General features: G+C 46.6%; 9 protein-coding genes and 1 other RNA gene. 3 read left to right on the forward strand and 7 right to left on the reverse strand.

What is annotated here, in order from left to right; translation table 11 throughout:
• Positions 1-554: 554 nt before the first annotated feature.
• Positions 555-1607 carry a transposase gene (locus ACVBIK_RS02150; RefSeq protein WP_447168980.1) on the forward strand — a complete coding sequence of 351 codons (1053 nt, stop codon included), beginning with the start codon at positions 555-557 and terminating at the stop codon, positions 1605-1607.
• A gap of 24 nt (positions 1608-1631) precedes the next feature.
• On the opposite strand, the gene ACVBIK_RS02155 is transcribed toward ACVBIK_RS02150, so the two are convergent.
• The 7 genes from ACVBIK_RS02155 to ACVBIK_RS02185 form a co-directional block, all read right to left on the reverse strand.
• Positions 1632-2120 carry a hypothetical protein gene (locus ACVBIK_RS02155; protein WP_447168981.1) on the reverse strand — a complete coding sequence of 163 codons (489 nt, stop codon included), beginning with the start codon at positions 2118-2120 and terminating at the stop codon, positions 1632-1634.
• Positions 2121-2399: 279 nt separating this feature from the next.
• Entirely contained in the window at positions 2400-5300 is a 2901-nt protein-coding gene (gene gcvP / locus ACVBIK_RS02160) for an aminomethyl-transferring glycine dehydrogenase (protein ID WP_447162907.1), read from the reverse strand.
• A gap of 247 nt (positions 5301-5547) precedes the next feature.
• Entirely contained in the window at positions 5548-5937 is a 390-nt protein-coding gene (gcvH, locus tag ACVBIK_RS02165) for a glycine cleavage system protein GcvH (RefSeq protein ID WP_447159572.1), read from the reverse strand.
• Between the two features lie 437 nt (positions 5938-6374).
• Positions 6375-7469, reverse strand: a complete 1095-nt coding sequence (gene gcvT / locus ACVBIK_RS02170) for a glycine cleavage system aminomethyltransferase GcvT (RefSeq protein WP_447168982.1) — start codon at positions 7467-7469, stop codon at positions 6375-6377.
• A 305-nt stretch (positions 7470-7774) separates the two neighbouring features.
• A complete protein-coding gene (locus tag ACVBIK_RS02175) occupies positions 7775-8995 on the reverse strand; it encodes an FAD-dependent monooxygenase (protein ID WP_447168983.1) in 1221 nt (406 codons plus the stop codon).
• Positions 8996-9088: 93 nt separating this feature from the next.
• A complete protein-coding gene (gene ubiH, locus ACVBIK_RS02180; RefSeq protein ID WP_447168984.1) occupies positions 9089-10351 on the reverse strand; it encodes a 2-octaprenyl-6-methoxyphenyl hydroxylase in 1263 nt (420 codons plus the stop codon).
• A 99-nt stretch (positions 10352-10450) separates the two neighbouring features.
• Positions 10451-11026 carry a UPF0149 family protein gene (locus tag ACVBIK_RS02185; protein ID WP_447159568.1) on the reverse strand — a complete coding sequence of 192 codons (576 nt, stop codon included), beginning with the start codon at positions 11024-11026 and terminating at the stop codon, positions 10451-10453.
• Positions 11027-11388: 362 nt separating this feature from the next.
• On the opposite strand from ACVBIK_RS02185, the gene ACVBIK_RS02190 reads away from it, so the two are divergent.
• Together ACVBIK_RS02190 and ssrS are read left to right on the forward strand one after the other, a co-directional pair.
• Positions 11389-11709 carry a cell division protein ZapA gene (locus ACVBIK_RS02190; RefSeq protein WP_012156522.1) on the forward strand — a complete coding sequence of 107 codons (321 nt, stop codon included), beginning with the start codon at positions 11389-11391 and terminating at the stop codon, positions 11707-11709.
• Between the two features lie 82 nt (positions 11710-11791).
• Positions 11792-11973: non-coding RNA, 6S RNA (gene ssrS / locus ACVBIK_RS02195), on the forward strand.
• The last annotated feature ends 484 nt before the right edge of the window (positions 11974-12457 follow it).

The raw sequence follows: 12457 nt of genomic DNA on the forward strand, positions 1-12457 counted from the left end.
TCCCCAGAACAGTAAAACCAAGGCCTCAACGGTATGCCAAAAATAAAAATGCCGTTCACCTTAAGTGAACGGCATTAGAGCCTAGGCTCTCCTTTTTTATGTTCTCTATTTCAAACAAGGCTGTATTTAATAACGGTTAAACCGCGTTAACTCGGCTTATGATGCTTGGTAATAAACCGGTCTAACTGATTACCAAAACAAAAAGACAGGACAGCCATATCTTTTGTGCTTTAGCACATCCTCTACTAGGCTTTGTAGTACCTCCTCTTGGCCTAGTCTAGGATCGCGATTATGACCTCTGCTCGACGAACTTTGATAGATCCTGAATCGACTCCTTTCTATCACATCATAAATCGTTGTGTCAGAAGAGCATTTCTCTGTGGCGAGGATAAGCTTACAGGTCAAAGCTTTGAACATAGGCGTGGCTGGATTGTCGATAAAATCAAAGAAAAGACAGGACAAGAAAAGACAGGACAGCCATATCTTTTGTGCTTTAGCACATCCTCTACTAGGCTTTGTAGTACCTCCTATTGGCCTAGTGTAGGATCGCGATTATGACCTCCGCTCGACGAACTTTGATAGATCCTGAATCGACTCCTTTCTATCACATCATAAATCGTTGTGTCAGAAGAGCATTTCTCTGTGGCGAGGATAAGCTTACAGGTAAAAGCTTTGAACATAGGCGTGGCTGGATTGTCGATAAAATCAAAGCGCTTTCAACTATCTTCTGTATCGATATTTGTGCCTATGCTGTCATGAATAATCACTATCATTTAGTCCTTAAAATCGAAACTGACAAAGCTAAATCATTGAGTAACAAAGAGGTCATTAGTCGATGGTGTAAAATCACTAAAGGGCATCCTGTAGCAACCAAATACATGAATGGTGAGACATTAATTGAGGGTGAGCGTTTACTACTTGATGGATTGTTAGCTGAGTGGCACCAGCGTTTATCGAGTATATCCTGGTTTATGCGTTGCCTTAATGAGGAAGTAGCACGTAGGGCAAATCGTGAAGATGAGTGTAAGGGGGCATTCTGGGAAGGAAGGTTTAAGTCTCAAGCCCTGCTCGATGAACAGGCATTACTTGCATGTATGATGTACGTGGATTTAAACCCTATTAGAGCAGGAATAGCAGACACACTTCAAACTTCTGAGTTCACCTCTATTCAAGAGCGTATTACCGAGTTAAATTCGCTTAATAGCAACGCCAGCAAGCCAACTACCCCCACCAAGTCCACCAATCAAGAACCAGAACTTGCTGTAGATGACCCATTTAAACCACTCGCTAAATTTGATGGTTCAACCCATCTTGCTAGTCAATCGGGGATCCCGTTTCACTTTTGTGATTACTTAGAGCTTATTGACTGGACTGGCAGAGCGATTCGACATGATAAAACAGGCGTCATAGATTCAAAACAACCTAAATTACTAAATGAACTCGGTATTGCACCTGATGCTTGGATAACCTCGGCCAAAGAGTTTCGTCGTCAATACAGTGGAGTTAGCGGCCGTTGGGACGCTATGTGTGAGTTCAAAAGGCAGCAGCAAAGCGGAAAGTGGAGCAAGGGAAAAGCTTGTAGTAATGCACTTCATCCGTCGCCTTAGTTAGTAGAGGCATGAGCTAGCGACTCACCCCAAAGCCAACAACCGATGCCCTCTTCCCGCAGAACTGGCAACCGCATTAACCACACTCACCAACCGCCCCTTTATCGCCTGCTCAATGCCCACACCGCCCTTTATAGGCGTAAGCAAGTCAGCAACCGCAATAAAAGCCGTGGTCTTTAAGGTCTTGCCGTCATAACAATAAGCGTAACCATCCCCCAAGACCCACTCTTTTCCCGCCGCAGCGCTCCTAACTCTCGTTTTACCAGCCGCTACGCCCTTTTCACTAGCAGCCAGCCCTTTTTCTTCCAAGCTCCTAACCAAGGTAAAATCGAAAGCTAAGATACAGGCTTCATCGCCATACCAATCTGCTTTCAGCGCTTGAAAGTTAATCCACATTTCAAGCTCAACCAGCAACGGCTTAAGCGAACTAGAAAAGCCGCTATCGGCGCTAATCGTAATCGGAAGTTGTTCTTGCATAGTCGCTGCTGCCTTTGTCATTTCGTCTGCCGTCATTAGGTCTGACTCTATTTATAAGCTAGATTTTGCTAGCTGTTTCTACTCGATGCAACCATCAACGGTTCTAAACCCCAGCCAATAAAAAAGCGACCAAAAGGTCGCTTTTTCAATTCTATAACTACCGGAAACCACCAAACTCACAGTTTCCGTAATTGCGTCGCTGGCGATGCTAATGCAAGGCGAACCGAAGGCTCTAGCCCGGAGTTGACTCCAGTCAATGAGGACTGGAGCCGAGGTTCAACGTAGCAGTAGCAAGCCCAAGCAGCAATTAAAAGATTACTCGTAGTCGGAGATTGGAGCGCATGAACACATTAGGTTACGGTCACCAAACACATCATCAATACGGTTAACCGTTGGCCAGAACTTGTTCAGCTTCACCGCTGCCGTTGGGAACACGGCTTCTTCACGCGTATATGGACGCTCATCAAACGCTGGGTCCATGATGTCAGCTAGGGTGTGCGGCGCGTTGTGTAGCGGGTTGTTGTCCGCTGGCCACTCACCTGCTTCTACCTTGGCGATTTCGCCGCGGATAGACACCATTGCCTCGATGAATCTGTCTAGCTCAACCTTAGACTCTGATTCTGTTGGCTCAATCATCAAGGTTCCCGCCACTGGGAAACTCATGGTTGGCGCGTGGAAACCATAGTCATTTAGACGCTTAGCGATATCCATTTCGGTCACGCCAGATGCTTCTTTAAGTGGACGCAAATCGATGATGCACTCGTGGGCAACACGGTCGTTACGGCCGGTATAAAGTACTGGGTAATGCGCCGACAGTTTCTTCATCATGTAGTTAGCATTAAGCAGTGCTACTTGCGTTGACTGACGTAGACCTTTTTTACCTAGCAACTTGATGTACATCCAAGTGATAGGCAAGATGCCTGCGCTACCAAATGGCGCGGCTGATACAGCGCCATTGTTGTCAGACTCAAGACCATGCTTAACCACCGCGTGACCGGATAGGAATGGCGCAAGGTGCTTTTTAACACCGATTGGGCCCATACCTGGTCCACCGCCGCCATGTGGGATAGCAAAGGTCTTGTGTAAGTTAAGGTGCGATACGTCTGCGCCAATAAAGCCTGGTGATGTTAGGCCTACCTGTGCGTTCATATTAGCGCCATCTAGGTAAACTTGACCGCCGTGATCATGGATCACATCGCAAATTTCAGCGATGGTCTCTTCGTACACGCCGTGCGTCGATGGGTAAGTGACCATGATGCACGATAGGTTGTCAGCCACTTCTGCCGCTTTGGCGCGAAGATCAGCCATGTCGATGTTACCGGCTTTATCACAAGCCGTGACCACGATTTTCATGCCTGCAAGCTGCGCAGAAGCTGGGTTAGTACCGTGCGCCGATTGTGGGATTAGACAGATATTTCTGTGCGCGTCGCCACGTGACTCATGGTATTGCTTAATTGCTAGAAGACCCGCGTATTCGCCCTGCGCGCCTGAGTTAGGCTGCAGTGATACCGCGTCGTAACCTGTGATATCAATTAGCCATGCAGATAGCTCTTCAAGTAGCTGCGCGTAACCTTGCGCCTGATCTTGTGGGCAGAATGGGTGCATGTTGCCAAATTCTGGCCATGTAATCGGCGCCATTTCGGTGGCTGCGTTTAGTTTCATGGTGCACGAACCCAATGAAATCATTGAGTGGTTCAGGGCTAGGTCTTTATTTTCAAGACGCTTGATATAACGCATCATTTCCGTTTCGCTCTGGTAACGGTTAAATGTTGGGTGCGTTAAGATGGCATCTTTACGGATAAGTTCGCTTGGGATTGACGTGCTGCCGTTAGCAATAATCGCTGCATCAAGTGCTGCAATATCAGCGCTACCGTTTGAGCTATCGTCATCACCTAGGATAACAGCAATTAGCTCAGCAACATCGCTGCGAGTCGTGGTTTCAGACAAACTTAAACCCACAATGCCATCACTGTCGATGCGCAGGTTTAGGCCAGCAGCAGCAGAGCGTGCTTGTACAGCCGCAACGTCTAAGCCTTTAATTGACAGGGTATCGAACCAAGTGTTGTTCACGAGCTCAACGCCTTTTGCCGTTAGTGCAGCGGCAACGATGTCAGTTAGACGGTGAATGCGCTCAGCAATGGTCTTAAGGCCTTGTGGACCGTGGAATACCGCATAGAATGATGCCATGTTGGCAAGTAGCACCTGCGCGGTACAGATGTTTGAGTTAGCTTTTTCGCGGCGGATATGTTGCTCACGAGTCTGCATTGCCATACGCAGTGCGCGGTTACCACGAGTATCTTGTGATACACCGATAATACGACCCGGTAGTGAACGCTTATATTCGTCACGGGTCACAAAAAATGCAGCGTGTGGCCCACCAAAGCCCATTGGCACACCAAAGCGTTGTGAGTTACCCAATACTACGTCAGCGCCCATAGAACCTGGCGACTTAAGCAAGACAAGCGACATCATGTCGGCTGCAACCGATACCAGCGCCTTTTTCTCATGTAGCTGAGCAAATAGCTCAGTGAAATCGTTAATTTGACCTAGGCGGTTGGTGTACTGAAATAGCGCACCAAATAGCTCGTAGTTAACAGCGTCCTGTGCAGGGCCGACAATAACCTCAAAACCAAAACACTCGGCGCGAGTTTTAATCACGTCAACCGTTTGTGGGAACACATCGTCTGCCACAAAGTAGATGTTAGCTTTTTTCGCTTTAGAGACACGCTTAGATAGCGCCATCGCTTCTGCGGCAGCTGTGGCTTCATCAAGCAGTGATGATGAAGCGAGATCAAGACCAGTTAAGTCCATTGATACTTGCTGGAAGTTTAGAATCGCTTCAAGGCGGCCTTGAGCAATCTCTGGCTGGTAAGGCGTGTAGGCGGTGTACCAACCTGGATTTTCTAATACGTTACGCTGGATAACACTCGGTACTTCAGTGCCGTGGTATCCCATACCAATGTAGCTCTTGAAGACTTTGTTCTTGTCTGCAATTTTACGGATATAAGCTAAGCCTTCCGCTTCACCACACGAATCGCCAACCGCTAAATCACGGTTTAGCAAGATAGCGCCGGGTACAATTTGAGCGGTGAGATCTTCTAACGATTCAGCACCAACAAAATTAAGCATCTCTTGCTGCTGATCAGCACCAGGGCCAATGTGACGGCGTAGAAATAGTTCGTGCTGCTCTAACTGCGTAAGGGTTTCTTTGGTCATGGGTAACCTAGTTCCTATTTGCCAGTATCCTGCCTGTAGGGGGGCGGTGCTACCGGTCTCTTTAGTTTAGAATTCGATTGTTGTTTGGCTTATGTACGTTTGCTTGAATAGCTTGGCAAACGTATCTCGGCTCACACACTTTGACTGAAATATTATTAATTACATGTCTTTAGCTTTTGCGGCATAAGCCATATAACGAACAAAGCCCCACTCAGCGATGAGTTGGGGCTTTGTTTATCATCGACGCTTATTCTTCGTCGATAACTGCTTGATAACCTTCGGCATCAAGCAAGTTGTCTAGTTCAGTAAGGTCGGTTGGCATAACGCGGAAGAACCAACCATCACCAAATGCATCGCTGTTAACTAGCTCTGGAGAATCTTCCAGCGCTTCGTTAACGGCAATCACTTCGCCAGAAAGCGGTGCGTAGATGTCTGACGCCGCTTTTACAGATTCAGCTACTGCGCAGTCTTCACCCGCGCTTACGTCGTCGCCCACTTCTGGAAGCTCAACGAACACCATGTCACCCAAAAGCTCTTGAGCGTGCTCACTGATACCGACTGTGTAGCTTCCGTCTTCTTCTTTACGGATCCACTCGTGAGAAGAAGCATATTTAAGTTCAGCTGGGATATTGCTCATTGGTCTAAATCCTTATTCGATGTTCTAATTCTGTATTTAATAAGACGTTACACTGACTTGCCTGTAAGGCTTATATCAATTTTTGCACCTTTTTTACATCATAAGTGCTGCGATTTCATCTACTTTTTGACGTTTGCCACATTGTTCATGTCCAAGCAGGAAAATCTAGCAGTTTCCACTTTATATCAACGTTTGATGAAATCATAAACTTTAGCCTATTGATCCAATCTATCCACTAAGAGCATCAACAGGGCCAATAGATAACACTATCTTGATAAAGCGAATAAGTTTTCTATTCGCAGCATCACAAACCATTTTCTGAGGTGAAGGCGCAGGAATTTGATTCTAGTTTTAGGAGCCAGCGCGCAGTTGATAAGTATCAATGAGCACTGGCGACAACAAAGTAGATTCAAATAACCAGCATTAACCCAGAAAAATTAGAATGCTTGTTTACCGTTACGTACAAACGACGGTGCGATAACCTTTACTGGTACACGCTTTTTACGCATTTCAACTTCAGCTACGTCACCAATGCTGCGCGGTACGCGAGCCATGGCAATTGAGTAACCGAGTGTCGGTGAGAAAGTACCACTTGTGATGGTACCTTGCTGCTCAACACCGTCGCTATCGGTAAAGAATACTGACATGCCGTGACGGATTACGCCTTTAGCATCCATGATGAGGCCAACAAGTTTGTCGGTACCTTCAGCTTTAATCTTTTCTAACGCTTGGCGACCGTTAAAGTCGCGATCCGCAGGCTCCCACGCTACCGTCCAGCCCATATTAGCGGCTAGTGGGTTAACGCTTTCGTCCATATCTAGGCCGTAAAGGTTCATGCCTGCTTCTAGACGAAGGGTGTCACGTGCACCTAAGCCGCATGGGCGAATGCCCGCGTCTAAGAATGCTTGCCATAGGGCTTCGGCTTCTGATTCTGGCACGATAACTTCGTAGCCTGTTTCGCCGGTATAACCAGTGGTTGCGATAAATAGTGAGTCTGCTTGTACACCAAAGAATGGCTTCATACCTTCAATGGCAGCGTTTTGCGCGGCGTTAAATACTGTGGCAGCTTTTGCCTTAGCATTTGGGCCTTGAACGGCGATCATCGCCAGCTCTGGACGCTCGGTAACTTCAACGCTAAAACCGTTAACTTGCTCATTGATCCAAGCTAGGTCTTTTTCGCGTGTTGCTGAGTTAACAACAATACGGTACTCGGTATCTGATAGGTAATAAGTGATAAGGTCGTCGATGACGCCGCCGTTATGGTCAAGCATACCGCCATATAACGCCTTACCCGGAACTTTAAGCTTAGCGACGTCATTGGCTAGCAATTTACGTAAAAAGGCACAAGCGTCGTCACCAATCACATCAACAACTGTCATGTGAGAAACGTCAAACATACCGGCGTCCTGGCGAACCGCGTGATGCTCTTCAATTTGTGAACCGTAGTTAAGTGGCATATCCCAACCGTGGAAATCTACCATTTTGCCGTTCGATTCTAGATGCTTGTTAAAAAGTACAGTTTTGTTAGCCATTTTTATCCCTTCTTTGGGGTCTTCTAGTCTGCTGCTGATCCCCGCTCTTTATATAGAGTACTGTGTAGGGTACTCGAGTCAGCTATGGGGTTCAGATTAATGTCGTCGTATTAAAATGCGGCGAAATTATACCTTGAGACGCTACTTTGTATACAAAAGAATTTTCTAATCCGAACAGTTTTGTCATTAGTTTTTCTCATTATGAATTTGTGAAAATTTCACACAAAAACAGCTTTCACCAACAACACTAAAACAAACCCATGAAATTAAAGGCTTATTTAGATTCAACTAATGAGTCAAAATTGTTAACTCTGTTTGCGCTTACACAGGCTCGGCAAGTTGTTCTTGTTGCCTAGCGCCTGTTGAATAAACAGTGTTTTCAATGGCGCAAAATTATCAACGATATTTAAGCCCAGATCGCGAATGGCTTTTTTAATCGGGTTAGTGCCTTGGAATAATTTTTTAAACCCTTCCATTGCCGCTATCATCTCAAGCGCCTCGGCTTTACGCCAACGCTCTAAATCTCGCAGGTGACGATAATCACCAATGTCTTTACCTTGGTTTTTAAGCTCGCTTACCACCTCGACGATGCTGGCAGCGTCGAGAAAACCTAAGTTAACACCTTGACCTGCGAGCGGGTGAATGGTGTGAGCGGCGTCGCCCGCAAGGATCAAGCGCGGCCGTGCAAAGTGGCGTGCGTAACGCATACGCAAAGGAAACGATTGGCGTTCACTTTCGAGGCTGCACATACCAAGGCGACCATCGAATGCGGCGGTTAAGGCGCGCTCAAAGCTCACCTTATCTAATGCTAAAAGCTGCTGTGCTTTTTCTGGCGAGACTGACCACACGATTGAACACAGATCTTTTTCATATAAAGGTAGAAACGCTAATGGGCCTTCTTTATCGAATACTTGTCTTGCGGTGTCGCCGTGAGGCAGTTCGGTGCGAATGGTGGCCACTATGGCGTGGTGATTGTAGTCCCAGAAGGTCATGGGGATTTTACATTGCTCGCGCACCCATGAGTTGGCGCCGTCTGCAGCAATCACTAATGCGGCACTTAAGTTGTCGCCATTATCTAAGGTTAACCAGGCTTCTCGCTCGCCAAAGGCGATTCGCTCTAAACGCTGGTTTTCGATATAGGTCAACTCACTAAATTCTGAGGCGCGCTCAGCAAGTGCAAAGGCGATGGCGTCGTTTTCGATAATTGAGCCTAGGTGAGTTTCGCCCAGTGAATGCGCATCAAAATCGATTTTACCTAGGCTGTCTTTGTCCCACACCTGCATTTTTTGGTAAGGACTCACTCTTGCTGCAGCCAAGTAAGGCCAAGCACCTAAGTTGGTAATAAGTTGCTGGCTAGCTTTATTAATGGCGCTAACCCTAAGTTTTGCTGGGCCCGATACCGCTTGGGTGTGGCCTGCATCAATCACCACGACTTTAATGCCTTCCATTGCTAAGCCAATAGCCGTTGCTAGGCCAACCATGCCTCCGCCAACGATGGCAACATCATAAGTTTGCGTGCTTAACATCTTTTACCCTTACTCATTAAAACTGCTTTTGACCTAAAAACACGATTAATCGTACTGTTTAATCTCGCGCAGGCTATCTTGCCACGCGAGTGGCTAACTTTGGAGCCAGCCCATTGCTTTTTGCGCCACGGGAGCTTTTAGCGGTGGGAACCATGACAGTAATCGCAAGCCTAAATTACGCCCAATCACTAATGGCCAATGATCATTTGAAAACCCGCGCACGAGAAACTCAATATTATTCATGGTGCTTTTTCTATCGTCATTACGCCTTGCAAGGTAGGCGTGGGTGACGCTTGTGCCGCCCAAATCGATAGCCCCTTCGGGGTTAGCAAGCGCTAACTTGGTTAGCGCTTTTTCAATCACATCAATCAAGCACACCACATCACGTAGACCTAAGTTAAAACCTTGGCCTGCAATAGGATGTAGCGTTTGCGCCGCGTTACCTAAAAATACCGTGCGATGGTAAATCGGCCTTGGCATATACGACAGCAACAGCGGATAGCTATAGCGGTTGCCGATATCGATAAAGCGTCCAGCCCGGTAACCAAAGGCTTGCTGCAATTGCTCAATAAACTCGGCTTTGGGGGCAGCTAGTAGTCGCTCAGCTTCGCTAGGCGGTAAGGCCCACACCATAGATAACCGCGATTCATGCTTACTATCAGCCATTGGCAGTAGCGCTAATGGCCCTGTTTGAGTAAAGCGCTCATAGGCCCAGCCTTGATGCGCCTGCTCGGTATGAATATTGGCAATAATGGCGGTTTGATTAAAATCGACCTGTTCAAGTGGCTGCTTAAACGCTTGGCGCACTTTGGAGTTAACTCCATCGGCTGCGATTAATAGCTTAGCCGAGATCTGCTGACCATCTTCAAGGGTAAGTAATTGGGCATCAACTTGGGCTGTTACGCTTTGCAGTTTAGCTGGGCAATATAGCGCCACATCGCTCTTTTCAAGCAAGCTAAAGAGCTGCTTACCTACGGCTTCAAGCTCAACCACTTGGCCAAGATACGGCAGATTAAATGACTCACTGTTAAGCTCTGTCATACCAAAGTTGCCGCGCTCTGAAATATGGATATTTTCAATCGGCGTTGCTAATGACTCAAGATGCTGCCATAGATCCAGTTGCGTTAACTGAAATATTGAGCCATGGGAGATAGCAATTGATCGTGCATCAAAGCCTGGGTGATCGCAGCTTGGCTTGTGGGCTTCAATTAAGGCGATATTAAGTGGTTTTGCGAGCGATTTTGTCAGCTGGGCCAACGCCAGAGCTAAGGTAGCTCCCGCCATTGCACCGCCAACAATCGCGATGTCGACCTCGTTGATTTGGTTGCTACTTGCTAGCTCGTTAGGATTCGCCATGGAATGTATGAACTCAATAACAAAATAATGTGTGATATTGCTGATACAAAAACCGCCATGCAAACAGATGCGATGGCGGTATTGGGTCACGCGTGATAATTAGTGCATAACACCCACGTCGATGGGTTCGTCGTCATCGATGGCGGGGCCAAACTCGGCGTAGCACATTAATGCCGCCATACGAGTAAACTCCATCAGCTCAATCAGTGCCGCTTCAGACTCTTCGTCTTCACCAACATCAAACTCAACTTGTGCGATTTCTGACAAGTCCTGAATAACTTCACGCACATCAAGCGGCGCTTGGTTAAGTTTAGGTTGGATAATCGCGATACCCGTTAAGAAGCTTTGCACCCATAAAGATAACGCTTCAACACGCTTTGAAAGCGGCTCTTCCTCTTCTGGTAGCATTGGGCTAAAGCCAAAATCGGTATCTGACAAACGCGTCACCGCATCTTGGTATAGCTCTTCAATCAAGGCTTGCAGATCTTTTGGCAGTGCTTGGCCGTCATTCATCAGCTCAAGTAACGGCTGGGTCCAGCCTGAGGCGTGTTGCTCTACTCCGCCACAAATAAGCCCAACAAGAGCACCGTGAACTTCGACAGGGTGCTGACCAATTTCGGCAGCATTAAGTGCTGCAAGTAATTTATCCATGCGCAATGTAGGAAGGCTCGCCATAATAAAGTGTTATCCAATCACAAAATTTACTATTGTTCATGCTAGCAGAAGTGGTGAGCTCGACCAATAGTCGCCGCAATAAAGTGCCTAAAACTATGTGGAGTAAGCCACAAATGCAACAATCGTAATCAGTTGCAAAGTATACACCGACAAAAAAGCGGTTAATTTTGGCCATTATTGATGATGTAAAACTTGCTATTAAGTAACATCTAAACTAGCGAGTCGCTCTATGTTTGTACGCCAATGGCGATCTAAACAACAATTAATCTAAACTGAGCGAGTTTGCGCGTCGATCGTGTTGCACTTTGCTATTGAGACCGATATAGTCCGCTCAAGTACACGGTTAAAGGATCCTTTTCGGAATGAGTAGCAAGGCGATTGAAATTACCCTTATGGGTCGTACCTACTCTATTGCTTGTCCACAAGGACAAGAAGCTGCGCTTAGGCATGTGGCCAATAATCTCGAAAAGCAGTTAACCTCGCTTAAGGCACGTACCAATAACATTAGCCGTGAAGAAATTGCCATTATGGCAGCATTAAATATCGGTTATGAGCTGTTAGAAGAACAGCAAAAGAATCAAGATTATATAAGGCAGATGGATAATAAAATCGGTTTGCTGCAGTCAACACTTGAAGACGCGTTGGTTGAACGCGCTACAAAACCTGACGAAAAGTCGTTATAATAGAGTTTGCTTAATAAGCAGCTGATTACAGTTTTATCGTAAGCCCACTTTAGTCACCCGACTGGTTTACGAACACAAGTTTTGCTCCCTGGGATATTCGCTAGCTGGTAATGTCCCTGTGCCGATACTTACAAACCCAGGGTGAATGTTTTACTGACATTGTGCAAGCTCGGCTCGTACCGAGAAGCCTTAGGAGGTATTCATTTACCCGCCTTGAACCTACGGTTCAAGGGCTACACCAGCGGTCGGTATTCTGGGGAGCAATTTAATTCTTACATTAAGCCACTTTGTCGATGACTGAGTGGCTTTTTTGTTTCTATAAAAGTCCTAGATCCTAGGGCGCTTCGCTTCGAGGACGGACTTCGTCCTACTAGGAAAAGCAAAAGCTCAAAAAATTCAAAAAAACGCTCTACTCTTTCCGCTTATACCGTCTTTGCCTGTATCGTCTCAGCCCTTCCTAGCATCTAGAACCTTTCTTCGCCTTTCCTAGAACCTAAGACCTTTCTTTGATTTACTCGTCTTGGCTTATACCATCTTTGCTTGACCGTCTTTGCCTGTATCATCTCAGCCCTTCCTAGCATCTAGAACCTTTCTTCGGCTTTCCTAGAACCTAAGACCTTTCTTTGATTTGCTCGTCTTGGCTTATACCGTCTTGGCTTATACCGTCTTTGCTTATACCGTCTTTGCCTGTATCGTCTCAGCCCTTCCTAGCATCTAGAACCTTTCTTTTCATTTCCTAGAACCTAGG

Source organism: Shewanella sp. 125m-1 (assembly GCF_052977065.1).

What these genes read in the sequence shown, in the direction of transcription:
- ACVBIK_RS02150 (WP_447168980.1), top strand. Translation starts at nt 555, where the DNA reads ATGACCTCCGCTCGACGAACTTTGATAGATCCTGAATCGACTCCTTTC.
- ACVBIK_RS02155 (WP_447168981.1), bottom strand. Translation starts at nt 2,120, where the DNA reads ATGACGGCAGACGAAATGACAAAGGCAGCAGCGACTATGCAAGAACAA.
- gcvP (WP_447162907.1), bottom strand. Translation starts at nt 5,300, where the DNA reads ATGACCAAAGAAACCCTTACGCAGTTAGAGCAGCACGAACTATTTCTA.
- gcvH (WP_447159572.1), bottom strand. Translation starts at nt 5,937, where the DNA reads ATGAGCAATATCCCAGCTGAACTTAAATATGCTTCTTCTCACGAGTGG.
- gcvT (WP_447168982.1), bottom strand. Translation starts at nt 7,469, where the DNA reads ATGGCTAACAAAACTGTACTTTTTAACAAGCATCTAGAATCGAACGGC.
- ACVBIK_RS02175 (WP_447168983.1), bottom strand. Translation starts at nt 8,995, where the DNA reads ATGTTAAGCACGCAAACTTATGATGTTGCCATCGTTGGCGGAGGCATG.
- ubiH (WP_447168984.1), bottom strand. Translation starts at nt 10,351, where the DNA reads ATGGCGAATCCTAACGAGCTAGCAAGTAGCAACCAAATCAACGAGGTC.
- ACVBIK_RS02185 (WP_447159568.1), bottom strand. Translation starts at nt 11,026, where the DNA reads ATGGCGAGCCTTCCTACATTGCGCATGGATAAATTACTTGCAGCACTT.
- ACVBIK_RS02190 (WP_012156522.1), top strand. Translation starts at nt 11,389, where the DNA reads ATGAGTAGCAAGGCGATTGAAATTACCCTTATGGGTCGTACCTACTCT.